This window comes from Uliginosibacterium sp. TH139, assembly GCF_002855595.1.
Taxonomy (GTDB): domain Bacteria; phylum Pseudomonadota; class Gammaproteobacteria; order Burkholderiales; family Rhodocyclaceae; genus Uliginosibacterium; species Uliginosibacterium aquaticum.
Genome location: NZ_PKRR01000002.1, coordinates 315,122 through 340,198 on the forward strand (window position 1 = coordinate 315,122; position 25,077 = coordinate 340,198).

Here is a 25,077-nt window from a genome sequence, read left to right on the forward strand (position 1 = left end):
GGCTCAGGCCGGCCAGCGCAGGGTGGCGCGCTTGTGCACCGCCAGCGGCACCACGCCGTATTCAGCGTCGGTCACGCCTTCCATCATGCTGCTGGCTGCCACCTGCAACTGACGTTCTTCGATCCGCGCACGGCGTTCGGCCACCAGTTCCGCGCGAGCCGGCGCTGCCGGTAAGGGGCGCAGGCGGCCGGCGAGAAAGTCTGGCGTGTCGAGCAGATCGATCCGGCGTTCAGCCAGTTGCACCCACAGCAGATCTCCATCGACCAGCGCACCGATACCGCCGCCCTCATAGGCTTCCGGCACCATGTGGCCCACGCAGGCGCCCTTGGTCACGCCGGAGTAGCGGCCATCGGTAATCATGATCGAAGTCTTCTCGATCACCCCGTGATGGCGCATGTACTGGCTCGGCGCGAACATCTCGGGCATACCGAAGGCCTTCGGCCCTTGCCCGGCGATAACGAAGGCGAAAGCCAGCACGCCGCTGGTGATCATCTCGGTGACGCTCTGGTCGGCTGGTGCTCCCGCGTGGCGACGGATTGCAGCGAGCAATTCGGGGGTCAGCGCCGGTCGTGCGGCGAGGCGTTCGACGAGATTGGTCGAGCGCAGGTCGTCGTTGCAATCGATCTCGTTCTCGTAATAGCGCACCAGAAACACACGGCCGTTGAACCGTTGCCAGGACTCGCTGCTCATGCCGGCCACCTTCAGCGTGCAGGACGAGAAGAAGTTGCCGCGCATCACGTCGGTGCCGGAAATGGCGCGGATCGGCTGGATGCGGATCACCGACTTTTCCTGCGGCAGCTTTGGTGACACGGCCACCGGAATCGCCGCCACACGCTGGCGCCAGGTGAGGCCCGCCGCCGTCGGCGCATCCAGATCCATCGGCACGCCCAGGTCGGTGAGCACCTTGAACAGGCTGGTCATGCCGTGATGCAGGCCGGCAGCGGCCTGCTGGGCCAGCACGAAGGTGTCGCGCCCCTCGGTGAGGCTGTGGGCAAACACATCCGGCACGGCATGCTGATCGCGCACGCGGGCATAGTCAAAGAGGCTGACGTCGTAGCCGGCATGGCGCATCACGCAGGGCATGTGCAGCATCAGGTTGGAGGAACTGCCAGTCGCCCCGTGGATGCGAATGGCGTTGGCATAGTTCTTCTCGAGCAGATTACACACCGAATACTCGGGCTTGTTGAACATTCGGAAGAGCTGATCAACATTGCGCTGCACGACATCGGTGCCCGGCTCGTCAGTCAGCAGCTCCGATTCGGCCGGCACGAAACCGAGCGCCGCAACCAGGGTGCGCGAGGAGTTGCCGGTGCCATTGAAGGCGCAGATGCCGCCCTTGTCGTCGCAGGTGGCGGCAGCCAGCTCGTTGAGGATCGCATCGGCTTCGGCACGCGTCACCAGGCCCTTCTCCTCGGCGCGCTGCAGATGGCCGAGAAAAGCTTCGTCCGACGAGCACTGCAGGATGTAGTGGCAGTTTTCCTCGATGTCCGCGGCGAGCTGAGCGTCGCCGGCGGCGATGGCGGCATCCTGAATAGCCTGCAGCTTCTGGCGCGTGCGCTTCGGAATCGTGCCGCCCTTGAGCACATGCGCCGGCACGAAGATCGCCCATACCGGCGCGGTGCCGCGTGCAGGCTGACGCCGGGCGCGATCCGCCGAGGCGAGGCCGGAAAGGATGCCGGTCGGCGTTTTGTCGCAGCCCGACAGCACATAGGCCGCGTGGTAGCTGTGGCCCTCGAAATTGATGTTCACGGCGGTGGCCGTGTGGTTGCGCGAAGCCAGCGAGTAACTCTGGCCGATGTTGCTCTGCGCGGTGCCGTCGCAGATCACCGGGATGCCGAAGGTGAAGGGCACGCCACCGTTCTGCCAGATGCGCGCAGCGGCGCGCAGGCTGTGCTCGTAATCGAACATGTGCGCCGGGTGATCCGGCGAGCCCTGAATGATCGCCACCCGCGGGCGATTGGCCGCGAGACGCGCCACGATCGCCTCCAGCGAATGGTCTCCCAGACCCGCGAACGCTGGCTCATCGCACAGAAGGTCATCCGCCCGGCGCAACAGCGCCCGCACCGTGATCGGCTCGTTGGCCAGACCCTGGATGCAGCTGCGATAGGGGTTGTAAGCCTCATCTATATAGAGGGTGGCGAACTCGGGGTTCACGACGGCGGTGTTGTCCATGGCGCTTTCTTCCTTCCGGAACAGCAAGGGCGAGACTGCCCATCGGCTGCGTTCCAGGTGATTGTAGTACAACCGTATATCATCAGTAGTATCATGGAAAACACCTATGGGCTCATAAGAGTTTCATGCACTACATTTCACCCCAAGCCAGTCCGGTGTGCGAAAACGCTCCCGCAGCCGGGCCGGCACGACCGCAAGGAGAATCATCGTGAAACAACTGACCCCGCGCCTCGAGCACGCCGTTGAATGGCTGATGGCGCTTGCTCTCGCCGTGATGGTGGTGGCCATCGGCGCCAATGTCGTCCTGCGCTATGTGTTCAACACCGGCATTCCAGCGGCCGAAGAGGTGGCCCGCCTGATGTTTGTGTGGATGATCTTCCTCGGCGCAATCCTGGCCCTCCACCGCGGCGCGCACCTGGGCATGGAGATCCTTCAGGCCCGCCTGCCCGCCGGCCTTCGCCGCAGCTGCGCAATCGTGAGCCATCTGCTGATGCTCTACGCGCTGTGGCTGTTCCTCGAAGGCAGCTGGAGCCAGACCGTGATCGGGCTCGACACCTACTCCACCGTGCTGGGCTTTCCCACCGCGCTGATGGCAAGCAGTGGCCTCGTCTGCGCGCTGGTCATGCTGCCGATGGTGGGCCTGAACCTGTGGCGCATCGTGACCCGCCATCCGCTCGCCCGTATCCCGGGCGAGCCGCAGGCCCACGAACACGCCCCCGCCTCCGAACCTGAAGTCAGCCAATAAAGGACGCCGATCATGACGCTCGCTGTATTCCTCGGCTCCCTGCTTGGCCTGATGTTGCTGGGCATGCCGATTGCCTTCGTGCTGGTGCTCACCGGCGTGGCATTGATGTTCCATCTGGACTTCTTCGATGCCCAGCTGGTTGCCCAGAACCTGCTCTCCGGTGCCGACAGCTTCCCGCTGATGGCGGTGCCCTTCTTTATCCTCGCCGGCGAACTCATGAATGCCGGTGGCATTTCGCGGCGGATCATCGATCTGGCCGTGACGCTCGTAGGCCACATCAAGGGCGGCCTCGGCTATGTGACCATCGCCGCCGCCGTGCTGCTGGCCAGCCTCTCCGGTTCGGCGATTGCCGACACCGCCGCACTCGCCACCCTGCTGGTGCCGATGATGCGCAACCACGGCTACCCGGTGCCACGCTCGGCCGGTCTGATCGCTGCCGGCGGCATTATCGGCCCGATCATTCCGCCCTCGATGCCCTTCATCATTTTCGGCGTCACCACCAACACCTCGATCACCAACCTGTTCCTCGCCGGCATCGTGCCGGGCGTGCTGATGGGCCTGGCGCTGATCTTCGTGTGGGCCCGCCTGGCCAAGAACATGGACGTCACCCCGCAGCCGAAATGCACCTGGGGCCAGCGCGGCCAGGCGGTGGTCAAAGGCCTGTGGGCGCTGATGCTGCCCGTGATCATCCTCGGCGGTTTGCGCGGCGGGTTCTTCACGCCGACCGAAGCAGCTGTGGTGGCAGCCGCCTACTCGATGTTCGTAGCGATGGTCATCTACCGCGAAGTCAACTTCAAGCAACTGGTGCATCTGTTGATCGATGCCGCCCGCACCACCAGCACCGTGATGTTCCTGTGTGCCGGGGCGCTGGTGTCGTCCTACATGGTCACCCTGGCCGATCTGCCGCAGCAGGTCACCGAATTCCTCGGCCCGCTGATGCAGGACCCGCGCCTGCTGATGGCCGCGATCATGCTCCTGCTGCTGGCCGTGGGTACCGTGATGGATCTGACTCCGACCATTCTGGTGATGGGCCCGGTGCTGCTGCCGATCGCGCTGAAAGCCGGCATCGACCCGACCTATTTCGGCGTGATGTTCGTGCTCGTTGGCACCCTCGGCCTGATCCACCCGCCGGTGTGCACCGTGCTCAACGTGGTCTGCGGCATCTCCAAGATCTCGCTCGAAAGTGCCACCAAAGGCATCTGGCCCTTCCTGCTGGTCTACATCGTGCTGATCGCGCTGTTCGTAGCCTTCCCGGGAATCATTACCGCCCCGATGGCCTGGTATCGCTGATCTGCAACCTGTTTCGTCTCACCCCTCTTCCACGGTGGAAGAGGGGCGCTTCAAGAAGCCGCAGCCCGGCTTTGCTCTCAACCCCGCATCCGCTGGAGGAATCATGAACCGTATCTTCAAATCCATCATCATCGGTCTGGCTGTGGCCGGCAGCCTCGCCTCCGCCCAGGCGGCAGACTTCAAGCCGCGCATCGTGCGCTTTGGCTACGGTCTGGCGGAAGACAGCAACCAGGGCCGTGCGGTGAAATACTTTGCCGACGAAATGAGCAAGCTTTCCGGCGGAAAATGGAAGGTCAAGGGCTTCGGCGCCGCCAGCCTGGGCAGCGATCCGCAAATGCAGAATGCATTGATCGGCGGCGCGCAGGAAATCATGGTCGGCTCCACCGCCACCCTGGTCGGCATCGTTAGCGACTTCGGCGTGTATGACCTGCCTTTCGTCTTCGCCAACGAGAAGGAAGCCGACACCGTGCTCGACGGCCCCTTCGGCCAGAACCTGATGGCCAAGCTGCAGGCCAAGGGCATGGTCGGCCTGACCTACTGGGAAAACGGTTTCCGCAACCTGACCAACTCCAAGCGCCCGGTCAACAAGATGGAAGACATGGCCGGCATCAAGCTGCGCGTGATGCAGAACCCGGTCTACATCGACATGTTCAAGGGCTTCGGCGCCAACGCCGTACCGCTGGCCTTCTCCGAACTCTTCACCGCACTCGAAACCGGCGCCGTGGATGGTCAGGAAAACCCGGTGACGACCATCGAATCCTCCAAGTTCTACGAAGTGCAGAAATACCTGTCCATGACGCGCCACGTCTACAGCCCGTGGATCGTGACCGTGTCGAAGAAGTGGTACGACGGTCTCTCCGCCGACGAAAAGGCCGCGTTGCAGAAAGCCGCCATCGCCTCGCGTGATTTCGAGCGCAAGGACAGCCGCGCCGCCTCCATCAAGGCCATGGAAGTGCTCAAGCAGAAGGGCATGCAGATCACCACGCCGAGTGACGCCGAGCTGGCCCGCATGCGCGCCACAACCACCGCAGCGGTCGACAAGTTTGCTGCCGACGGCCACACCCAGGTCGTGAAGGATCTGCAGACCGAACTGGCCAAAATCCGCAAATAAGCCGGAAGCCGCATCGGGCCACGCCATGTGGCCCGATGCGCTTGCGCTTCCCTGCTAGGATACCGGCTGCCTGAAAACCTGAAGGAAACCGCCGTGAGCCCCAAGCTGACGAAGACCGACCGCCTGATCCATGCCTTCGGCCGTGACCTCGTCCAGGGCGTGTTCACGCCGGGCGCCGCCCTGCCCTCCGAAGCCGAGCTGTGCGAGCGCTACGACACCTCGCGCAACGTGATGCGCGAAGTCATCAAGGTGCTCGCCACCAAGCGCCTGATCGATGCTCAGCGCTACCGTGGCCTCGTCGCCATGCCACGCGAGCAGTGGAATTACCTCGACGCCGACGTGCTGGAATGGGCGCTTTCCGGCGATGCCGACCCGGCCCTGATCGCCTCCCTGATCGAAGTGCGTAGCCTGATCGAGCCAGCCATTTCGCGCTGGGCCGCCGAGCGTGCCACGGCCGTCGATCTGGTCGCCATCGAAGCCGCACTCAACGGCATGAAGGCCAACACCACGAACCGTGACGCCTTCATGGAAGCGGACATCGCCTTCCACCGTGCGATTGTCGCTGCCACCCACAACTTCGTGGTCCAGCAACTGGCCGATGCGATCAGCGCCCTGCAACGCGCGATCTTCGACCACACCTATCTCTCCGAACCCGGCCACATGGCGCTCACGATCAAGGAGCACAGCGATCTCTTCGACATGATCCGCATGAAGAATCCGGTCGCCGCCGAAGATATGGCTCAGGGAATGATCTCGCGCACTGCCAGCCGCGCCCATATCAAGCTCGAGAGCGCGGCCTGATCAAACGCGGCGGAGTCCAAAACTGCTAGGCTTGCCGCCATCGTTTTTCCTTGCCGGACCTGCCTCATGAATCAGACCCCCAGTTCTTTCGCCGAGATCGTCACCAGTCGTCGCTCGATCCGCCGTTTCCTGCCCGACCCCGTTCCGCGTGACACCCTGCTCGCCCTGCTGGACCTTGCCGCGCGCGCGCCCAGTGGCGTGAATACCCAACCCTGGCATGTGCATGTTGTGACCGGAGCGGCGAAAGAAGCCCTCAGCGCAAAGATTCTCACCGAGTACGAAACCCCCAGCTTCGAGCACAAGGGCGAGTACGCCTACTACCCGGAATCCTGGGGCGAGCCCTATCTGGGCCGCCGCCGCCACACCGGGCTGGCGCTCTACTCCTTGCTGGAAATCGACAAGAAAGACACCGCCCGGATGCGCCAGCAATGGGCACGCAACTACACCTTCTTCGACGCGCCGGTGGGCCTGATCTTCACGATCGACAAGGTGCTCGGCCAGGGCAGCCTGATCGACTACGGTGGCTTCCTGCAGACCCTGATGCTGGCTGCCCGCGCGCATGGCCTGCATACCTGCGTGCAGGCGGCCTTCTGCGAATACCATCCGATCGTGAAACAGCAGCTTGGCATCCCGGACGATCAGATGGTCGTCTGCGGCATGTCGCTGGGCTATGCCGACGAAAGCGCTCCCGAAAACACCCTGGAGCTGCCGCGCATCCCGGCAAGCGAGTTCACCCAGTTTCACGACTGAAGAACGAGCCATCGGCTCACGTCGCACCCAGACAAACTCACGATCCGCACACGCATGAAAAAGGGGCAGCCGAGGCTGCCCCTTTCTTTAACCAGTGTGCACTGGCACTCAGGGCTTGGGTGCCCAGCCGATGGCCGAGAACACCTGCTCGCGGGTGGCGTAAGGCGCGGCCTCTGCAGCACTCAGGCCACGGGCAGCAGCTACACGTCCTCCTACATTGAGCGGAGCCCCCTTCAAGGTGGCGCTGGCATATTCGCGCCAGCCGGCCTTCTCGCTGGCCTTGGCCGGATTCGGCAGCGGGTTCAGCCACCAGCCTTCGGGCGCGATGTGCTTGTCCATCCGGCTATTCACGAACACCACATTGTCGAAGTAGTTCGGGCTGCCGGCACTACGGGCGAGCACGGTGGAACCATCGGGCACCCCTTCCTCCCGGGTCAGGCGGCTGTTGAGGAAAACGTAGCCCTTGTCCGCCGCAGTGCTCACGCGGGCCTGCAGCACATAGCCGCCCTTGCTTGCATCGGTGGAATCGACCACGGTGCGGATTTCACTGTTCTCGAACAAGGCTGCCTTGGAGCTGCCCCAGATGAAGTCCACGTCCCCCGCCACCAGGGTGTTGTAAAACCAGCTGTAGGCGTTGAGCTGCAGGGTGTCCTGACGACTGATGAAGTTGGCGTTCTTCGCGATTAGACGTTCCTTATCACCCATGAAGAAAATCGTCTCAGCCTGGCCATTCACGCCCAGACGCTTGTAATGGGTGTTCTTCAGGGTCAGACGATCGATCACCAGCATGTCGGCATTGCCCACGGCGAACACCGCGCGCCCACCGCCACTGGCCACCGGCTTGTTCATGCCGATGGAAAGGCCGGTATTGAGAGACTCGTAGTTATCAAACTGGATCACCGTAGCTTCGCGGCTCTCGCCCTGAATGCTGACGTTATCCTTGCCACGCAGGAACAGGATTTCCTCATAGCTGCCTTTCTTCACGCTGATGCTGACCGGCGTTTCCTTCGGCAGTTTCATGGCGTGGTCGAGCGCCCCCTGCACGCTGCGATAGTCAGCCTTGCTGCCATCGTCATCTACCGTCAGCCGGGTCAGGGAGGCAGCCGGCGCTTTCTTGGTGACAAAGCTCCAGCCGGCCTTCTTGCCCAGCCCGGTGAAGGGCTTGCCAGCGAGTTTGGCGTCCTTCAGCAGATTGTCGGACAGCGCCACGTAGTAGGCCGTGTTGTACTCCAGCTTGCCGTTGTGCGGACGCACGACGAGCTTGTTGCCGACAACGCGCATCAGCGGCATGTTCACGCCACGGTAGAAACCATCCGGCGAGGGGCCAAAGACATTGCCTTCGCCCTTCGGACGGATGACGTCGACCAGTTGATCATCGCTGGCGCGGAAGATGCGCAAGGAGCCGATGCTGTTAAGCACCGGTGGCACATCGAAGCTCAGAGCCAGTTCGCCATCGGCATACGCAGCCTTGCTGCCCGCGGCCGGCTCGGTTTTCTTTGCTAGATTGCCGTAGCTGGCGGCAGAGAGCGCAAAGGCCGGTTCGATATTGGCTTTCACCGAACGTTGCAGAGCCGGGTTGCTGCCACTCTTGAAGGTGATGCTGGCCGAGCCAGCACTCAGCGCACGCAGGCTGACCTGGTTGCCGTGCTGGGTCACAGCCACCACCTTCGGGTCACTCGATACCACGCTGAAGCTGTCCGCCGAAGAATCCGTCTTGGTGGCGGACACTTCGATCACGCGCTCCGCGCCTCCCACCTCACCGTTCCACTCTCCCGGCTGATCCAGCGAAAGCAGGACCGGCTTGACCCTAGCATCGCCCACCACGATATCGTCGATGGCGAAGGAGCGGTTGTCCAACCACAGGCCCAGCTTGCCCGGCCCTTTGATGCTGGCATCGGTGAAGCTGCCGGTGAGGTCATCATCGATATAGAAACTGAGCGTATCGCCCTTCATTTCCATACGCAGCTTGTACCACTGGTCATTCACGATGCTACGGGTCGGAAACTGGCGTGCGCGCAGCCACTTGCCACCATTGGCCTTGTGAAACTCGACCTTGGAGCTGGCGCTGTTCTGCACGTTGAGGCAGCCGCCATACCAGTTGTTCACATCCTGATAGCGCCCCAGCAGGCACAGGAACTTGTTGCTGGTCTGATTGTTGATCGGCTTGATGCGGGCTTCAACAAAGTAATCCGCAGTCTTCACGCCCGCGAAAGCCTCACTCTTGAGCGCAGCCACCACGCCCTTGCTCTGGCCAGCGTCATATTGCATGAAGCTGTTACCGGCCTCCGTTTTCACGATGGCCACGCCATCGGCCTTGCCGATAGTGGCAGCGCCCCCCGCCGGGAGCAGATCCCAGCGTGCCAGCGTGCCACTCTCGAAGTTTTCGCAGAACCAGATCCCTGGCGCGCATTGCGCAGCCGCAGCCGGCGCAGCAGCGGGCTGGCTGCCCCCCTGCGGAACGGCGCAGGCCGCCAGCAAGGCGGCTGAAACCGTTGCGGCAGCCCGTGTGATTTGACGCAGAGAAGAAGCCATCACATCCCCTTTATTTGGTGAAAAACAGCCCGCCATACGCAGGGCTGGAACCGGTCGCATGTTACACCTGCGCTAGGGCTGCCACGCCCGGCCATCCACACTCCAGGCCGAGTCCGGCACTTCGGCGTGGCCCTGCCGCAACAGGCGCCGGCCGCTCACCACGTCAGCCTCTAACTGCAATACCCCAACGCTGGCGCGGACCACATCCCCCTGCAACGTGGCCTCGCCACCCAGGCCGAGAATCCGCTGCCGCTCGCGCGCAAAGACTTGCTCGTCAGCCAGGCCTTCGCCAGCCCAGGCCCACATCGCCAGCGAGGCCCGCTGATCCGTTGCCTGCGGCGAATGCACGGCGGTAAGGCGCAAGGCCCGCCAGGCGAGTCCGTCGTTATGCAAGGTGAAACCGATCGGCGTCCCGGCCACATCCCAGGCAGCCAGCAGGCGTAGCGCGGCTACCGCATCACCGCGACGCACAAAGAGCGTGCGGCCCGCCGGTAGCGCAATCGCCTGCGGCTGGAAAACTTGGAAATCAAAACCGCCCAGCAGCGTCGCCCCTTCAGGCCCGACGTGCTCGAAGCGCAGATCACGCACCCGCAGCTCGGTTCGATTGGCACGCGTGGAGTACAGCCAGGCCTTGCACCACACCGCCCCCTCAGGCGCCGGCAATGTGAGTTCACGCATCGCAAATCCGTCTTGCCCACCCGCCACTTTGAGCGAATGCTCGCCTCCAATCAGGTGCCGCTCTGCATCGAGGTAGTTCAGGTAGAGAAAAACTTCGCCGCCCTGCAAGCTGGCAGCCAGGCGATAGCGTTGCCCACCCTGCACCGGAAAGCTCTGCGACACCCCAACGCCCTGCGCTTCATCGCGATCGCTCAGATGCAATTCATTCACGCCCTCGCGTGCTTCGACCTGCAGGAAGCTTGTGCGGCCATTCGGCGCGTAATCCGGTCGCCAGCGGCTGACAGCCCGGAACACGTCCAGGCGTTTGTCATCCAGCCAGAATTCGGCGTCCGCCGGCAGGGTCACTACTGACTCCAGTGCCACATACTCAGGCTTACGCTCACGCACCGAGGCCAGGAACAACACCTCTCCCTCTCGCTGCACGCTGGTCAGGAAGGGCCGCAGGTGGAGCGCCTTCAGGTGACCGGAGCCCGCCTCCAGGGTCTTGTTCTGACCGTAGTAGTCACGGCGGCCATCCATGAAGAAGTTGATGATCGGTACATCCTGTCCGCCACCCAGATTAATCACCAGCGGCGAGTTGTCATGCCCCGCGTAATAGCCGGATTCGGCCGAAGCGATGCTGAAACTGCGTCCCAGATAATGCGTATGGCGCTTTTCAGGCGCCTCTCCCCAGCGGGAAGACACTAGGCGCGGGAACGGTCCCTGCAGCCAGCGGCCGGCAGCGGGCGGCGGCGGCGCCCAGGCCAGGGCGGTGTAAGGGCCGCGTGCGGGCTGAACGGGCTCTCCCGTCCAGCCCGCACGCTTCACCCAGGCGTTCAAGCCACCCAGGTTGAAGAGCCGGTCATAGTCACGGCTATGAGTACCGCCGAGGCGCTGCGCCGGCGCATACCAGTTCAGCGCAACGTCATGCCACAGCAGATCCAGTGCCTCACGTGCTTCGGCACGCACCTGCGGCTGGGCGGAAAGACGATGGATCAGGGCCAGACTTTCGAGATCAACAGGGTAATAACTCGGGCTGAGGTACTCGTTGATTCCGGTGCGACGTGTATAGGCCAGCCATTCCGTCAGCATGGCGTAGCCCTGGCGGGCCAGCGCCTCGTCCTGCAGCCCTTCACCCAGCGCGATCAAGTTCCAGCATTTCATGAGCCAGATGTTGGTGTAGCTGATGGCCACCGCGTGCCGCGTCACACCGATCCGCGCCCACTCCAGCAAGCTTCGCAACTGCTGGCGTTCTGCCACGCCGAGCTGATCGCCATAGAGCAGCCAGGCCAGCGCCGTCATGCGCGTCACGAACTCCACCCCATTGCGATCCACCAATGTCTGATCGCCCTGATACCAGTGAATATTGCCGTAGCTGCGACTCGCAGTATCGCGATCAATTTGCGCATCAATGGCTGCCAGCAAGCGTGACTGCTGCGCGGGTTCCGACCCGCTGGCCAGCGCATCCAGCAGCAGCCCGGCCGTGTCGATTACGCTGGCATGCGGTTTCAGCTGCTCCCCGCTAAAGAAGCGTTGTTCGCGCTCTGCCACGCTCTCGCGCAGCGCCGCCAATGTCGCCTCATCGAAGCCAGGCTTCACAGGCGCTGCCTGGGCGAACAAGGGCAGCAGCAGGAAAAAGACAAGGAATGCGCGCATCGCAGGCTCCGCCGGGATAGAGCGGCGAGCATAGCGCAGGGCTCATGTGACATACGTCACATGACAGTCATCTCTGCGCAAAAAATGCGCAACACGGCCGCGCCCCGCAGCAGAGCGGCCTTGGCCGGCTTTCGGATGGATTATCCACAGGCTTCTCCCCACATTGTGTGGAAAGCCCACCCGCTACCGCCCGGAAAACCGGGCCAGAAAGTCAGTTTTTCAAGCCCGGCTACTTGACAAAACCGATGCATAGCAAGGTAGGCACCCACCATCGAATGCAATCCGGATATCGTGCAATTCTTGCTCAGCACCGGATTAGTGAAGGGCTTCAAGCACTTGCCTCGCTTATCCTGCACTCATCCACAGGCTTCTCCCCATTTCGTGTGGATTCCCTAGCCACGAAGTCTGCGGCGGGCAACAAAAGCGTCCAAAAACAGCACTTTGCAGCTTGACCTTTATGGGCGCTCATGCAGGCCGACGCCCATTGGTACAACTGCTCATTTTCTGCCCGCTGCTCAAATTCCGAGGCCGATCAGGCACTTGCCCTGCTTATCCTGCAGTCATCCACAGGCTTCTCCCCGCTTCGTGTGGATTCCCTTGCTGCAAGGGACTCTGCGGGCAGCAAAAGGGGGGAAATAAGCGGTTTTGTGTCTTGACCTTTGGGCCCGTACATGCCGCCCGCCTCCTTCTGGCGAACCTGCTCCTTTTTTGCCCGGCGAGCAAATCCCGAGGCCGATCAGGCACTTGTCCTGCTTATCCGGCACTCATCCACAGGCCTATCCACGCAAACTGTGTATCAAGTCACCCGCAACACCTGCCGTAATCTCAAGAGAGCCATATCTACTGGAATCAGTCTGCCTCAGGAGACTCCGCATGAAAGCCCTGCTCGCCCCCGCACTGGCCCTCAGCTGCCTGCTGCCCACGCTATCTGCCGCTCAGCAGCCCACTTACCGCTTCTCACCGGTCAATCAGTGGGACATCACCAAGACCGCCGCTTACTGGAACCCAATCGTCCAGTACATCAGTGAAAAGAGCGGAGTAAAGCTTGAACTGAAAATCGGACGCACCTCGGCGGACACAACCAGCTATGTGCTGGCTCAGGAAGTTGAATTCGTATTCAGCAATCACCTATTCAGCCCTGAGCGAGAAACCTTGGGCTGGAAGATTTTCGGTCGTCGGCAGGCGCCGGAAATCCATGGTCAGATCGCGGTACCGGAGGACTCACCAATCACCCGCCTGGAAGAGCTCGCCGGGCAGGATATGGCCTTTGCCGGCCCCGAAGCCTTCATCGGCTACAAAGTCCCCTATGCCTACCTGCTCTCGCGCAACATCGAGGTCAAACCCGTCTTCGGCGGCAACCAGAACGCGGCATTCGCTCAACTCTTTGCCGGCAAGGCCAAAGCCGTGGGCAGTAATTCGGCGCTGGTTGAGGGCTATGCGACGCGCGAAAACAAGAAGTTCCGCGTGCTGTGGACGTCCGAGGGCTATCACGATCTGGCCCTGATGGCTTCAGGCAAGGTGGCGGAAAAGGACCTCAAGGCCGTCGCCAACGCCTTTTTCAACATGCATAAGGATCCCCGTGGCAAGGACATCCTGAGCCGCTCTGGCCAAGAAGTGGGCCTCCCGGAGCCCCCCTCCTTTGTGCCCGCCACCCAGGCGGACTACGCGTCTTACAAGCGCTTCTACCAGAAAGCCCCAAAAAACCTGCACTAAGCCAAGCCCCTGAGATGAAACTCGGTCGTCTGCTGCCGCGCTCTCTGGTCAGCCGGATCTACGCGCTGTACTCCGTGACCTGGCTGCTCTTCTGCAGCAGTGGCCTGCTGATGTTCTATCGCTCGCAATTCGTCCAGCATGTGGAGGATGTCCAGCAGACTGCGTCCATGCTGGTCGAAATCATGACGCAGACCATCGGCGAGAGCGCCGTGATCGGCGACTACGACACCATCCAGCGCACGCTGGATCTGAGCATGCGTCAATCCCCCTTCTCGGCAGCGCTCTTCATCGATCGCAGCGGCGCAAGAATCACCAGCCCGAATCCGGGAATCCGTCAGCAGTCGTCACCCGACTGGTTGCGCGAACGCCTAGCCAGTCAGCTCCTGGATGCCAATCGCATCATCAATATTGGCGGACGGGATTACGGTGTATTGCGCCTGCAGTTTGATGCAGAGGCCGTCGCCAGCAGTCTCTGGGGGGTCGTCCGCGCAGCCCTTGCGCTGGCCGTCGCCAGCATGCTTGGCGGCATGCTGATGATCTGGTACCCGCTGCGACGCTGGCTAGGGAATCTGCAACAGGGCCGCCGCGCAGCCGGGGCCGCAGAAGCAGGCCCTGTGCAACTGAGTCAGCAGTTGATCGATGATGCTCCGCTGGAATTCCGCCACACCCTGGAGACCCTGCAACACACGGCCGACCGGCTGCGCTCCGAGCTCGCAGGGCGAGAGCAGGCGCTCTCCTCACTGCACCGGCTGGTGGCCGAGCTACTGCCGGAAGCAGCCTCCGACACCTCCGCCGAAGGCGACATCGAAGAGCTCATCGCCACCATCGCACGGCTCGTGAGCGAACGCGAGGAGGCAGCTCGCCAAATGCAGGAAGCCAAAGAAGCGGCCGACGCGGCCAACCGCGCAAAGAGCGACTTCCTGGCCAACATGAGTCACGAAATCCGCACCCCCATGAACGGCATCATGGGCATGATTGACCTGACGATGGACACCCCGCTCAACGACGAGCAGCGCGACTATCTGGGCGTCGCCAAGGGTTCAGCTGACAGCCTGCTCACCATCATCAATGACATCCTGGATCTGTCGAAAATCGAGGCGGGCAAGTTGAGTCTCGAAGCCCTGCCGGTCGAACTCGCCCCACTACTCAGTGATCTTGAGCGCAGCACCCGTGCAGCGATAGGCGAACGCCCCATTCGCTGCCAACTGACAATCAGCGAGGCCCTGCCGCCAGTGCTTCAGGGAGATCCAGTACGGCTGCGCCAGATCATCTCCAACCTGTTGGGCAACGCCGTCAAGTTCACCGAGCAAGGCAGCATCACCATCGAGGCGCGCCTGTTGAACCTTGCGGGCACGGAACAGCTTGCCATCGCCGTCCGCGATACCGGCATCGGTATCGCTCAGGACAAGCAAGCCTTGATCTTCGACGCCTTCAGCCAGGAAGACGAGACCACCACCCGACGCTTCGGTGGTACAGGACTGGGGCTTTCCATCTGCAGCCGGCTAGCCGACCTGATGGGTGGTCGCATCACGCTTCAAAGTACTCCTGGTCAGGGGAGCTGCTTCGAACTGAGCATACCGCTGATCCGCCTCAGCAACGCAGCAATGCCTGCGCCACCGCAGCCTTCCCCTGCAACCGAGCGCTTCCCGCTCAGCGTTCTGGTCGCCGAAGACAACCCCACCAACCAGAAACTGGTACTCAAACTGCTCGACGGACTCGGCTGCAGCAGCCAACTCGCTCGCGATGGCCACGAGGCAGTGGAACTATGGCGCGGCGGCAACTTCGATGTCATTTTCATGGACATGCATATGCCCGGCATGGGCGGAATTGATGCCACCCTTCAGATCCGTGCAACCGAAGCCGCCTTGGGCCGTCCCCCGGTACCGATCTACGCGCTCACCGCAGCCGCTATGGCGGACGAGCAGGCCAACGGACTGGCCGCCGGCATGAACGACTATCTCACCAAACCAATCAGCCGCCGCGCCCTGGCTGAAGCCCTGCAGGCCGCGCAGGAGCGCCGTACTGTCGGTGTCTGACCGCGGCTGCCTCTGAAACCGCTAGAATCGCGGCCCCGCCATCAGAAAGCTCTGCCATGTCCGACCCCTGCATTGACATCAGCGAAGAAGATGGCGTGCGCTACCTGCATTTCGGCTCGGAATGGGTACAGGGCGCCATGCGCCTGCGCCGCCCGGTGGATCTGGAACTCGAATACACACGCGACATGATGGCCGGGTTGCTCCTGCGTGAAGGCTTTAGCGCGGAAGCCAAATGGCCCAAACGCATTCTCCTGATCGGACTCGGCGCAGGCTCGCTGACCAAGTTCTGCTACTGGAAGCTGCCACAGGCGCGCGTGACCACGGTGGAGATCAGCGAGGAAGTGTGGACCGCGGCGAGTGCGCTCTTCAAGCTGCCGCCCGAGGATCTGCGGCTCTCGATCGTGATCGGCGATGGCGTGGAGTACATGCAGAGACCCAGCCCGAAATATGACTACATCCTGGTCGATGGCTACGATGAGGACGCCAAGGTCGGCCTGCTCGACAGCCTGCCCTTTTACCAGGCCTGCTGGGCGCGCCTCAATGACGGGGGGATCCTCGCCACCAATCTCTTTGGCCGCGCACAGAAATACGCAGCGCCACTCAAGCGTCTTGGCGAAGCCTTTGAGGGCCGCAGCCTGGCGTTGCCCCCTTGCGCCAGTGGCAATGTGGTGGCCCTGGCCACCCGTGGTGTACCGGTCGCACTGTCTGGCGAGGAGCTGAAAGCGCGTGCCGTTCAGCTCAAGGCCAGCACCGGCCTGGATCTTCGCCCTTTGCTCAAACGCTTGCCGGCGGGTGCCGGGCTGCAGCTCTGAAGCCTTGGTACGCAGATTTATCCCAGAAATTCATGCAGATACAGATGCTGCTACGCACAAATCCAGCTTGAGCTTTGCTGCCGGGCTGCCACAATGAATACATCCCCTGGCGCCCGTCCCTGCATCCGGATCGCCCCTGAAAGATCTTCCGGGGGCGGGCGCCGTGAAGGGGACCCTGATCAGCGCTGCACATTTTCAGCGCGTCGCCGCGCCTGATCAACCTCAGCCTCCAGCCGGATACGTTCGCGATCTGCCTCGATGCGCAAGCGCTCGGCATCCACCCTCTGACGCTCGCGCATGACCTCCGCCTGCTGACGCGCATTCTCCGTCTGCTGGCGCGCGCGCTCGGCCTCCTGGCGTGCCTGCTCGCGCTGGCGCCGCACCTGCTCATCCTGCTCCTGCTGCTGGCGACGACGCTGCTGATCCGCGTCGGCCTCGCGGCGAATGCGCTCACGATCCTGTTCGGCCAGCCGCCTCTGCTGCTCAACCTCCGCCCTCTGGCGCTGCAACACCTCGTCCTGGGGCGTTGCGGCCTGAAGCGGCAGGCAAACCAGACACAGACTGTAAAGACTCAATCGCAAGACAAGGCGCATGACCCACTCCGGAACCCGAACAAGCCGCCATCATAGCGGCAAGCCTGCACTGCCGAAGCAGCGCTAGATCCCGCTAGCGATCGAGTCCGTCGCACGCCCGCCACACGGTGCACGTGTTCCCGTTCCCAAACCGGAACGACGGTGGCAGACTGTGCGCCTCCGCAGCACCCGCCGAGATCATGAACGTCGCCACCTATGCCCGCAAACTCTCCCGCCTGCGCCGTGTGGCTAGCCATGTCGACGCACACCTGGGTGAGTCGCTGAGCCTCGACGCACTGGCCGACATCGCGCATCTCTCACGCTTTCACTTTGAACGCGTATTCAACGAATACTCTGGTGAAACGCCGGTTGCGCGCGTGCGCCGCCTGCGCCTTGCCCTGGCGCGCCGCCGCATCGAAGCTGGGCGCGTCGGCTCACTCCTGGAGTTGGCCTTCGACAGCGGTTATGGCTCTGCTGAAGCCTTCTCGCGTGCCTTCCGGGCGGCACATGGTATGGCGCCTTCAGCCGTGCGCCCGCGTGCCGCCGAGGCTCGCCCGGTGCGCATCGAGCTGCTCACCGGCCAGCGCATACAGTATGTGCATTTTCGCGGCCGCCTGGGCGAAGGCATTCCGCCTTTCGATGAGCTGCGTGCCCACGCTCTTCTCGCAGGCATCCCGCGCGAGCGCCGCAAGGGCTGGTGCGTGCAACTGGCCGGTGACATGAACAATCCAAGCGGTGAAATCGAACTACAGGCCGCCCTGCTCTCGGAACGCCTCGGCCAGCAGGTGCCGGGGCTGCAGCAGGGACACCTGCCCGAGGGCCACTATGCCGTGCTGCGCATCGGCGGCGGCTTCGCCATCCCGGGGGCGGCTGAGCTGGCACGTCATATCGAAACCAGTACCGGCTGGCGGATGCAACCTGATGCGCCGATGCTGCGCTGTTTCCATAACACCAGCTATCTGCCGGCCGACTTCGAGCGCCAGTTCGATCTCTATGTGCCGGTAGAGAGATAAGCGCAATCCCTATCAAGACAGCCCGCCAGCCTTGCGCCATGCTCGCGCGATCCATTTCCGTCCGGCAGCCGCAGCGCGGCCTGCCATTCCGCGTCACACAGGAGAAACCATGAACCTGAATCTGCGTCTGTCCATCGTCGCCATGATCGGCGCCTCGCTGATCGGCTGTGCCAGCAATGCCCCAACTCAGGCCCCGGCCACCAGCCCGGCGGCTGCCCAGCCGGCCGTGAAGCCGCTTGCCGGCGTCACTCTGAGCGGCGTTGCCGGCGCTGGCCAGCAGAAATTCACGGTCACTGCGTATGATGCCCAAGGCAACCGCAAATCCGTCACCAGCGACGACAAGGGCGCCTACAGCCTGAGTGCCGATGGCCTGGTCGCCCCGCTGATGCTGGTCGCCGAAGCCGGCCGTACCCAGTTCGTGAGCCTCATTGCCGAACCGGCCGGCAAGGTCACCGCCAATATCAACGCGCTGACTGACTTCATCGCTTCCGGCGCCGCCAAGGATGCCAAGTTCCAGGGGCCGGCTGGCATGGTTCAGTCTGGCAAGGCTCCGGCCGTCAAGGCCGAAGCCCTCAAGAGCAAGGCCAGTAGCCTGCAACCGCTGCTTGGCTCAGCCTTGAAGGAAGCCGGCGTCTCCGACGCGGCTAACTTTGATCCGGCCAGCGGCAATGCTGGCGAAGTGCTCAAGTACATCCGCCACAACCGCGGCTATCTCTCCTCGCAAGGCGTGCTCGGCGAAACCTCGCTGTTTGACAGCAACTACCACGAGATCACCAAGCTCAGCCCGCTCTCCATGGCGCACGCCCGCGCTGAAGCCCAGGCCATCGCGGCACCGGGCGTGACCCGCATCTTCATTGCCGGCGACTCCACGGCCAGCAACTACGACGTGGACGTCACCCCACGCAATGGCTGGGGCCAGATCTTCGAGCGCCAGCTCAAGGATGCCAAACAGGTTAAGGTCGTGAACGTGGCGCAATCGGGCCGCAGTTCGCGCAGCTTCATCACCGAAGGCTGGTTCGACATGATCAAGGCCGATATCCGCAAGGGTGACTACCTGCTGGTGCAGTTCGGCCACAACGACGAGAAGTGCGGTGAAGAACCGCCGCGCCCCGCTCCGGCTCGTGACGTGATCGACATCGCCAACCTGTGCACCTACCCTGGCACCGCTGCTAGTGTGCCGGCCGAAATGGGCTTCCAGAAGACCCTGGAGAAGTACATTGCGATCGCCAAGGACGCTGGCGCCACCCCGGTGCTGATCACGCCGGTGACCCGTCGTCAGTTCAAGGACGGCAAGATCGGCGGCACGACCCATACCTGGGGCAAGGGCAAGGTGCCGGGCGATTACTCGCAGACCATCCGCGACACAGCCAAAGCCAACAAGGTGGCGCTGGTCGATCTGGATCAGAAGAGCATGGACTTCTTCAACAAGCTCGGTGAAGCCGAGTCGCTGAACTATTACCTCGCCGTCGATCCGGCCAAGTATCCGTACTACGCGACCCAGACCGGCTCACGCACTAAGCCTGACAACACCCACTTCCAGGAAAAGGGTGCCGAAGCCATTGGTGGCTTGGTCGCCCAGGGCCTCAAGGAAGCCAAGTTGCCGATCGCCAGCCAGCTGAAGTAAGCCCACGGACAGGCAAACAAAAAGCCCGGGCTCGCAAGAGCCCGGGCTTTTTGTCGTTATCTGGCTGTGCAGCGACTGTTACAGCTCAGCCCTGAAGCGCGGCAAAAGCCTTGGCGGTGATCTCTTCCACCGGCCCAAGCCCCAGGATCTTCGCGTAACGCGGCGCCTGCTTGTCACCCGTCGCCGCCCACTTGCCGTAGTACTCAACCAGCGGCTTGGTCTGCGAGTGATACACATCCAGGCGCTTCTTGACGACCTCTTCCTTGTCGTCATCACGCTGAATCAGGTCCTCGCCACTTTCATCGTCCTTGCCTGCCACCTTCGGCGGGTTGAACTTGATGTGATAGGTGCGGCCCGAAGCCAGGTGCACACGGCGGCCGCTCATGCGCTCGATGATCTCGGAGTCCGGTACATTGATCTCCAGCACCACGTCCAGTGCCACGCCGGAATCCTTCAGCGCATCAGCCTGCGGCAGGGTGCGCGGGAAGCCGTCGAACATGTAGCCCTTGGCACAGTCCGGCTGGGCAAGGCGTTCCTTCACCAAGCCGATGATGATGTCATCAGACACCAATTGCCCTGCATCCATCACGGCCTTGGCCTGCACACCCAGCGGGGTGCCGGCCTTGACGGCTGCGCGAAGCATGTCGCCAGTGGAAATCTGCGGGATGCCGTACTTCTCGGCAATGAATTTGGCCTGCGTGCCCTTGCCGGCTCCCGGCGGTCCCAAAAGAATCAGACGCATGTGCGCTATCTCCAGTTTATTGATTGTTGGCGGCAAACAAGGCTCGCACACGGGCGAGATCCTCGGGAGTATCGACCCCGGCAGGCGGTGCTTCGCTCAGGGTTTCAACGCGAATCTGGTAACCGTGCCAGAGGGCACGCAATTGCTCGAGCAGCTCGATCTGCTCGGTCGGCGCCGGGGCCAGGTTGGCAAAAGCCTTCAGAAAACCGACGCGGTAAGCATACAGGCCGACGTGACGCAGCAAGCCCAGCCCTGCGGGCAGGGGATTCCCAGGCTGCAAGACCCCTGCGAGCACTGCATCGCGCGGAAAGGGAATCGGCGCGCGCGAGAAATAGTGCGCATGACCGTTCTTCTGGCACACAACTTTCACCACACCCGGATTGAGGAAATCCTCCACCGTCACGATCGGATGGGCCGCTGTCGCAATTTCCGCATTCACATCGCGCGCCAAGGATTCAGCCACCAGACGCACCATGGCGGGATCAATCAGGGGCTCGTCACCCTGCACGTTCACCACGATATCGCCAGGAGCCCAGCCCAGCCGGGTCACAACTTCGGCTAGGCGATCGGTGCCGGTCGGATGGTCTGGCTTGGTCATCAACACCTTGCCTCCAGCCGCCTCGACGGCCTCGCGAACGCCTTCGTGATCGGTTGCGACCCACACCTCTTCGGCACCGGACTCCAACGCCCGTTCCATCACCCGTACGACCATCGGCTTGCCGCAGATATCGGCCAACGGCTTGCCGGGCAGGCGTGTCGAGGCATAGCGTGCCGGCACGATGGCCTTGAAACGCACGCAGGCCATCAGGCGGCTCCAGCTTCTTCGGCAGACAGCTGACGCGCCTCATCGGCCAGCATCACCGGGATGCCATCCTTGACCGCGTAGGCCAGGCGGCAGGGACGGCACACCAGTTCAGCGGCAGCACGGCGATGTTCAAGCGGGCCTTTGCAAACCGGGCACACCAGGATTTCAAGCAGTTTCGGATCCATGCAGACGCTCCAGAAGATGATCCAGCGCGGCATCAGCTATACAAGCCTCCACCGGCAGCACCCAGCTTTCGGCGGGCGCGAAGGTGGCGCATTTTACTGCATCCTTCTCCGTCAGCAGCAGAAGCTCACCTGCAGGCACGGCAAGATCTTCCCGCGTGTAAGCATGATGGTCTCCGAAAGACCGGGTGCTGGAGAGTTCCAGCCCCATAGCCGCAAGCGTGGCAAAGAAACGCTCCGGGTTGCCGATCCCCGCCGCAGCATGCAGACGGCGCCCGGCCAGATCAGCAGCCGAGCAGGTTTCGCTCGGCTCGCCTAGGCGCCAAAACCGGCCTGGTGTGAGCACCATGTCCACGCGTGGCTGCGGTGGCAGTAAAGCTTGGAGGGCCGGACTTAGCGGTCCGTTGCAGATCAGCAAATGAGCCTCCTTGAGGCGCCCTAGTGGCTCGCGCAAAGGCCCTGCCGGCAATGGCCAGCGATTGCCCAGAATAGTTTCGTCCAGCACCACGATTTCGGCACTGCGCGCGAGGCGATAGTGCTGCAGCCCATCATCGGTCATCAGCACATCCACTTCGGGGTGAGCACCGAGCAAAGCCCGGCCCGCAGCCACCCGATCGCGCCCGACCCACATCGGGCATCCCGTACGGCGCGCCAGCAGCACCGGTTCATCACCCACAATTTCCGGGTCACTATCCGCCAACACGGCCGTCGGCACCCGGGCCGTGCCGCCATAGCCTCGCGACAGGAGGCCTGGCGTGAAGCCACGCGCCTTCAGCGCCGCTGCCAGCCAGATCACAACCGGGGTCTTGCCGCTGCCGCCCGCAGCGATATTGCCGACCACGATCAACGGAACCGGCAAGCGCTCGTACCTCAGCCAGCCAGAACGATAGGCCAGCCGGCGCAGCGCGGAAACGGCAAAAAAAAGCCCCGCGAGCGGCAGCCACAGGATCGCAGCAGGGCTGCGGCGTGACCACCAGGCGGGGCGTTTGAGGGCCATGGCTGACCCGACTTACTTTTTCGTTTGCGCTGCAAAAGAGACGTTCGGCAGGCCGGCCTTCTGTGCAGCCTGCATCACATCGAAAACGCTCTGGAAGTTAGCCTTGGCGTCGCCATTGATGACCACCAGCGGGGACTTCTCGCTGCTTTCAGGCGCCACCCGACGCAGCGCGGCGACGATGCTCTCGATGTCACGCCCCGCCACCGGCGTACGGTTGATCAGGACCTCGCCCTGGGCATTGATAACCACATCAATCTCATTGGGCTGCTCCTGGGCTGGCGGCGCATCGGTGCTAGGCAGGTTGATTTCCAGCCCCGAGAACTTCGAATAGGTGGTGGTCAGCATCAGGAAAATGATGATCACCAGCAGCACGTCGATCAGCGGGATCAGATTGATCTCGAGTTCTTCCTTGCCACGCCCGCGCCGGAAATCCATGCCCGGCTCCTTACTTAGCAGCCGGCGCAGGACGGCGTTCACCGTGCAGCACTTCGACCAGTTTCACAGCCTGCTGCTCCATCTCGACCACGATGCTGTCGACCAGCGCGCGGAAGTGACGATGTGCAATCAGCGCCGGAATCGCGATCAGCAGACCAAAGCCGGTGTTATAAAGCGCGACCGAAATACCGTGCGCGAGTTGCTGCGGATCAGCGCCCACGCCGCCAGCACCGCCTTGGGCGCCGAACAGCTCGATCATGCCGACCACCGTCCCGAACAAACCCATCAGGGGCGCTACCGTGGCAATCGTGCCAAGCGTAGTCAGGAAGCGTTCAAGTTCGTGCGCCACCACGCTGCCAGCCTCTTCGATCGACTCTTTCATGACTTCGCGGCTGCTGCGCACATTGCGCAGCCCGGCTGCCAGCACCTGGCCCAGTGGCGAATGAGCATGAACGCGGCCGATGAGTTCATCTGTCGGACCACTCTGACGCAGGTCGCCCAGCACCTTATTGAGGAGACCGGCCGGAACGATGATCGAGCGACGCAGGGAAATACTGCGCTCAATGATCAGCGCCAGCGCGATGACGGAAGCAAACAACAGCGGAATGATCGGCCAACCAGCAGCACGGATGATGTCCCACACGGGAGCGACTCCTCGAATTTCGACAAGCCTTGAACTGTATCGCCCCGCCCTGCAGAGGGCAAGCACGCTGCTGCATGCCGGAGCAGCCATCGAGCGGAAGACCGGCGGTATGCACCAGTTCGGTGTAATCCACAAAATCTGTGGATAAGTTTGTGAGCAGTTTGCTCCGGACTAACCTAAGTCGGCCTCCTGCAAAGGATTTTTTCAATTCGGTCAAAAATGAAGCTGAAATTACAGTTTCTTTAAAATCAACAACTTGCAAAACAAGAGAGTTGTCAACAAGCACACACATCCTGCGAAGGCAGTCGTGGTGCGCCTTTGCGGGCAGGGATGTGGATTGAGCTAGAATCGACGCCATGTCCAGAGCACCGATTCATGCAGAGCGAGTAGGCACGCGGGTTTCCAGTGTGTCGGATTTCGTCTTACAACTCCGCAGCCTGATTGAAGCCAACTGCCCGCTTGGCTGGGTCGGTGGCGAAGTCTCCAATCTGGTACGGGCCGCCTCCGGACACCTCTACTTCACGCTCAAGGATGAGCGCGCCCAACTACGATGTGCAATGTGGCGCAACAAAGCCGCTCTGCTGCCCTTCCAGCTCAATGAAGGCATGCAGGTCGAAGTACGGGCCCAAGCCACCATCTATGAAGCACGCGGCGACCTGCAACTCTCCATAGAGAGTGTGCGCAAGGCCGGGTTGGGCAATCTCTTCGAGGCCTTCCTGCGCCTGAAGGCCCGCCTGGAAGCCGAGGGGCTCTTCGAGGCAGCCCGCAAACGCGCCCTGCCTCCCCTACCGCACGGGATCGGCATCGTTACCTCACCCGCTGGCGCAGCCTTGCACGACGTCCTCAGCACGCTGCGCCGGCGAGCCCCAGGACTCCTCATCACGATTTACCCCACCCTGGTACAGGGTGATGCGGCTGGGGCTCAGATTGCCGCGGCTATCGAGCAGGCGGGCAGCCGGGCGGCCAGAGATGGCTGCGAAGCCCTGATCGTGTGCCGCGGCGGTGGCAGCATCGAAGACCTGTGGGCCTTCAACCACGAAGCCGTGGCGCGAGCCATTGCCGCCTGCCCGATCCCGGTCATCAGTGGCGTCGGCCATGAAACCGACACGACCCTGGCCGACTACGCTGCCGACCTGCGCGCACCGACCCCCACGGCGGCAGCCGAACTCATATCAGCGGGTTTATATGGCCTGCGCCAGCGCCTGCCCCAACTCCAGACAGCGCTCGCGCGGGGCGGGGAACGCCGGCTACAGCAAGCCGCGCAGCGCCTCGACGAGTTGCAGCGCCGCCTGCTCCACCCGCGCGCGCGTCTCGCACGCAGCCATGAGCGCCTGACAAATTTGCGTATGCGCCTGCAGCAAGCCAGCCGCAACAGCCTGTTACACAAGGGCGCACGGCTCGAAACTCAGACGGCCCGCTTGCATGCCTGTCTGCCCGGCACCGCCGTTCTGCATGCCCGTCTGGAACGTGCGGCCCACAATCTTGTACGCAATGGCCAATGGCGTATCACCAATACCCGCCGGCAACTCGATAGCCTGGCCGGCCAGCTTGCCGCCCTCAACCCAGATGCCGTTCTGGCACGTGGCTATGCCGTCGTGCGAAATGAGCGTGGCGAGGTACTCCGCGACGCCGACGTTGCTCACAACGGTGAAGCCATCAACATCCAGCTTGCCAACAGCCAGCTGCGCGCCCGAGTCGAGAAAAGCTGATCCGGCCCTGAAAGGCGCTCGGTCACTATTACCACGATTTGCAAGTACAATCGCGGTTTAGCCCCATTCCCGAGTATTCT

The 25,077-nt window shown here is 62.6% G+C and carries 21 protein-coding genes; 11 read left to right on the forward strand and 10 right to left on the reverse strand.

Features of this window, described 5'->3' with window-relative positions:
- Positions 1-3 precede the first annotated feature (3 nt).
- Positions 4-2,172 (reverse strand): dihydroxy-acid dehydratase, encoded by a 2,169-nt coding sequence (locus tag C0V76_RS05080; RefSeq protein WP_101941673.1) that lies wholly within the window; start codon positions 2,170-2,172, stop codon positions 4-6.
- Positions 2,173-2,380: 208 nt separating this feature from the next.
- Between C0V76_RS05080 and C0V76_RS05085 the strand changes: the two genes are divergently transcribed.
- From C0V76_RS05085 to C0V76_RS05105, 5 genes are all read left to right on the forward strand, one after another.
- On the forward strand, positions 2,381-2,917 hold the full coding sequence (locus C0V76_RS05085) for a TRAP transporter small permease (protein ID WP_101941289.1): 537 nt from the start codon (positions 2,381-2,383) through the stop codon (positions 2,915-2,917).
- 12 nt (positions 2,918-2,929) lie between these two features.
- Positions 2,930-4,207, forward strand: a complete 1,278-nt coding sequence (locus C0V76_RS05090; protein ID WP_101941290.1) for a TRAP transporter large permease subunit — start codon at positions 2,930-2,932, stop codon at positions 4,205-4,207.
- 103 nt (positions 4,208-4,310) lie between these two features.
- Complete coding sequence (locus tag C0V76_RS05095) at positions 4,311-5,318, forward strand: TRAP transporter substrate-binding protein (protein WP_101941291.1); 1,008 nt, start codon at positions 4,311-4,313, stop codon at positions 5,316-5,318.
- Positions 5,319-5,411: 93 nt separating this feature from the next.
- A complete protein-coding gene (locus C0V76_RS05100; protein WP_254048193.1) occupies positions 5,412-6,119 on the forward strand; it encodes a FadR/GntR family transcriptional regulator in 708 nt (235 codons plus the stop codon).
- A 66-nt stretch (positions 6,120-6,185) separates the two neighbouring features.
- Positions 6,186-6,869, forward strand: coding sequence for a nitroreductase (locus C0V76_RS05105; protein ID WP_101941292.1), 684 nt, complete (start codon positions 6,186-6,188; stop codon positions 6,867-6,869).
- Between the two features lie 108 nt (positions 6,870-6,977).
- Here the strand turns inward: C0V76_RS05105 and C0V76_RS05110 are convergent, their stop codons facing one another.
- Positions 6,978-9,401 carry a pectinesterase family protein gene (locus tag C0V76_RS05110; RefSeq protein ID WP_158239148.1) on the reverse strand — a complete coding sequence of 808 codons (2,424 nt, stop codon included), beginning with the start codon at positions 9,399-9,401 and terminating at the stop codon, positions 6,978-6,980.
- Between the two features lie 72 nt (positions 9,402-9,473).
- A complete protein-coding gene (locus C0V76_RS05115; RefSeq protein WP_101941294.1) occupies positions 9,474-11,714 on the reverse strand; it encodes a hypothetical protein in 2,241 nt (746 codons plus the stop codon).
- An 873-nt stretch (positions 11,715-12,587) separates the two neighbouring features.
- Here C0V76_RS05115 and C0V76_RS05120 point away from each other — a divergent pair.
- Genes C0V76_RS05120 through C0V76_RS05130 form a run of 3 tightly spaced genes read left to right on the forward strand, consistent with a single transcriptional unit; the run spans position 12,588 to position 16,275 of the window.
- The gene (locus tag C0V76_RS05120; RefSeq protein WP_101941295.1) at positions 12,588-13,427 is read left to right on the forward strand and encodes a phosphate/phosphite/phosphonate ABC transporter substrate-binding protein; all 840 of its coding nucleotides are present in this window, start codon (positions 12,588-12,590) and stop codon (positions 13,425-13,427) included.
- 14 nt (positions 13,428-13,441) lie between these two features.
- Positions 13,442-15,463, forward strand: coding sequence for an ATP-binding protein (locus C0V76_RS05125; protein WP_101941296.1), 2,022 nt, complete (start codon positions 13,442-13,444; stop codon positions 15,461-15,463).
- Between the two features lie 56 nt (positions 15,464-15,519).
- Positions 15,520-16,275 carry a spermidine synthase gene (locus tag C0V76_RS05130; protein WP_101941297.1) on the forward strand — a complete coding sequence of 252 codons (756 nt, stop codon included), beginning with the start codon at positions 15,520-15,522 and terminating at the stop codon, positions 16,273-16,275.
- Positions 16,276-16,454: 179 nt separating this feature from the next.
- Here the strand turns inward: C0V76_RS05130 and C0V76_RS05135 are convergent, their stop codons facing one another.
- Positions 16,455-16,868 carry a hypothetical protein gene (locus C0V76_RS05135; RefSeq protein ID WP_101941298.1) on the reverse strand — a complete coding sequence of 138 codons (414 nt, stop codon included), beginning with the start codon at positions 16,866-16,868 and terminating at the stop codon, positions 16,455-16,457.
- A 179-nt stretch (positions 16,869-17,047) separates the two neighbouring features.
- Here C0V76_RS05135 and C0V76_RS05140 point away from each other — a divergent pair, with 179 nt between their 5' ends.
- Both C0V76_RS05140 and C0V76_RS05145 read left to right on the forward strand, forming a co-directional pair.
- A complete protein-coding gene (locus C0V76_RS05140) occupies positions 17,048-17,860 on the forward strand; it encodes an AraC family transcriptional regulator (protein WP_101941299.1) in 813 nt (270 codons plus the stop codon).
- Between the two features lie 109 nt (positions 17,861-17,969).
- A complete protein-coding gene (locus C0V76_RS05145) occupies positions 17,970-19,484 on the forward strand; it encodes a rhamnogalacturonan acetylesterase (RefSeq protein WP_101941300.1) in 1,515 nt (504 codons plus the stop codon).
- Positions 19,485-19,569: 85 nt separating this feature from the next.
- Here the strand turns inward: C0V76_RS05145 and adk are convergent, their stop codons facing one another.
- The 6 genes from adk to C0V76_RS05175 are packed head-to-tail and all read right to left on the reverse strand — an operon-like array spanning position 19,570 to position 23,288.
- The gene (gene adk, locus C0V76_RS05150; protein WP_101941301.1) at positions 19,570-20,226 is read right to left on the reverse strand and encodes an adenylate kinase; all 657 of its coding nucleotides are present in this window, start codon (positions 20,224-20,226) and stop codon (positions 19,570-19,572) included.
- A gap of 16 nt (positions 20,227-20,242) precedes the next feature.
- The gene (gene kdsB, locus C0V76_RS05155) at positions 20,243-21,031 is read right to left on the reverse strand and encodes a 3-deoxy-manno-octulosonate cytidylyltransferase (protein WP_101941302.1); all 789 of its coding nucleotides are present in this window, start codon (positions 21,029-21,031) and stop codon (positions 20,243-20,245) included.
- Positions 21,031-21,216: a Trm112 family protein gene (locus C0V76_RS05160; protein WP_101941303.1), complete on the reverse strand. Its 186-nt coding sequence runs from the start codon at positions 21,214-21,216 to the stop codon at positions 21,031-21,033. Before C0V76_RS05160 ends, kdsB begins: the two co-directional genes overlap by 1 nt.
- Positions 21,197-22,210 carry a tetraacyldisaccharide 4'-kinase gene (lpxK, locus tag C0V76_RS05165; protein WP_101941304.1) on the reverse strand — a complete coding sequence of 338 codons (1,014 nt, stop codon included), beginning with the start codon at positions 22,208-22,210 and terminating at the stop codon, positions 21,197-21,199. The genes C0V76_RS05160 and lpxK overlap by 20 nt, the downstream gene beginning before the upstream one ends.
- A gap of 12 nt (positions 22,211-22,222) precedes the next feature.
- Positions 22,223-22,645, reverse strand: a complete 423-nt coding sequence (locus tag C0V76_RS05170) for a biopolymer transporter ExbD (protein ID WP_101941305.1) — start codon at positions 22,643-22,645, stop codon at positions 22,223-22,225.
- Positions 22,646-22,655: 10 nt separating this feature from the next.
- Complete coding sequence (locus C0V76_RS05175) at positions 22,656-23,288, reverse strand: MotA/TolQ/ExbB proton channel family protein (protein WP_101941306.1); 633 nt, start codon at positions 23,286-23,288, stop codon at positions 22,656-22,658.
- A 356-nt stretch (positions 23,289-23,644) separates the two neighbouring features.
- On the opposite strand from C0V76_RS05175, the gene xseA reads away from it, so the two are divergent.
- Complete coding sequence (gene xseA, locus C0V76_RS05180) at positions 23,645-24,997, forward strand: exodeoxyribonuclease VII large subunit (protein ID WP_101941307.1); 1,353 nt, start codon at positions 23,645-23,647, stop codon at positions 24,995-24,997.
- The last annotated feature ends 80 nt before the right edge of the window (positions 24,998-25,077 follow it).

Excerpts from the sequence above, each read along its gene's own strand:
- xseA (WP_101941307.1), top strand. The coding sequence starts at position 23,645 with ATGTCCAGAGCACCGATTCATGCAGAGCGAGTAGGCACGCGGGTTTCC.
- C0V76_RS05130 (WP_101941297.1), top strand. The coding sequence starts at position 15,520 with ATGTCCGACCCCTGCATTGACATCAGCGAAGAAGATGGCGTGCGCTAC.
- C0V76_RS05090 (WP_101941290.1), top strand. The coding sequence starts at position 2,930 with ATGACGCTCGCTGTATTCCTCGGCTCCCTGCTTGGCCTGATGTTGCTG.
- C0V76_RS05110 (WP_158239148.1), bottom strand. The coding sequence starts at position 9,401 with ATGGCTTCTTCTCTGCGTCAAATCACACGGGCTGCCGCAACGGTTTCA.
- C0V76_RS05080 (WP_101941673.1), bottom strand. The coding sequence starts at position 2,172 with ATGGACAACACCGCCGTCGTGAACCCCGAGTTCGCCACCCTCTATATA.
- C0V76_RS05125 (WP_101941296.1), top strand. The coding sequence starts at position 13,442 with ATGAAACTCGGTCGTCTGCTGCCGCGCTCTCTGGTCAGCCGGATCTAC.
- C0V76_RS05105 (WP_101941292.1), top strand. The coding sequence starts at position 6,186 with ATGAATCAGACCCCCAGTTCTTTCGCCGAGATCGTCACCAGTCGTCGC.
- C0V76_RS05170 (WP_101941305.1), bottom strand. The coding sequence starts at position 22,645 with ATGGATTTCCGGCGCGGGCGTGGCAAGGAAGAACTCGAGATCAATCTG.
- kdsB (WP_101941302.1), bottom strand. The coding sequence starts at position 21,031 with ATGGCCTGCGTGCGTTTCAAGGCCATCGTGCCGGCACGCTATGCCTCG.
- C0V76_RS05135 (WP_101941298.1), bottom strand. The coding sequence starts at position 16,868 with ATGCGCCTTGTCTTGCGATTGAGTCTTTACAGTCTGTGTCTGGTTTGC.
- lpxK (WP_101941304.1), bottom strand. The coding sequence starts at position 22,210 with ATGGCCCTCAAACGCCCCGCCTGGTGGTCACGCCGCAGCCCTGCTGCG.
- C0V76_RS05140 (WP_101941299.1), top strand. The coding sequence starts at position 17,048 with ATGAACGTCGCCACCTATGCCCGCAAACTCTCCCGCCTGCGCCGTGTG.
- C0V76_RS05160 (WP_101941303.1), bottom strand. The coding sequence starts at position 21,216 with ATGGATCCGAAACTGCTTGAAATCCTGGTGTGCCCGGTTTGCAAAGGC.
- C0V76_RS05145 (WP_101941300.1), top strand. The coding sequence starts at position 17,970 with ATGAACCTGAATCTGCGTCTGTCCATCGTCGCCATGATCGGCGCCTCG.
- adk (WP_101941301.1), bottom strand. The coding sequence starts at position 20,226 with ATGCGTCTGATTCTTTTGGGACCGCCGGGAGCCGGCAAGGGCACGCAG.
- C0V76_RS05115 (WP_101941294.1), bottom strand. The coding sequence starts at position 11,714 with ATGCGCGCATTCCTTGTCTTTTTCCTGCTGCTGCCCTTGTTCGCCCAG.
- C0V76_RS05095 (WP_101941291.1), top strand. The coding sequence starts at position 4,311 with ATGAACCGTATCTTCAAATCCATCATCATCGGTCTGGCTGTGGCCGGC.
- C0V76_RS05120 (WP_101941295.1), top strand. The coding sequence starts at position 12,588 with ATGAAAGCCCTGCTCGCCCCCGCACTGGCCCTCAGCTGCCTGCTGCCC.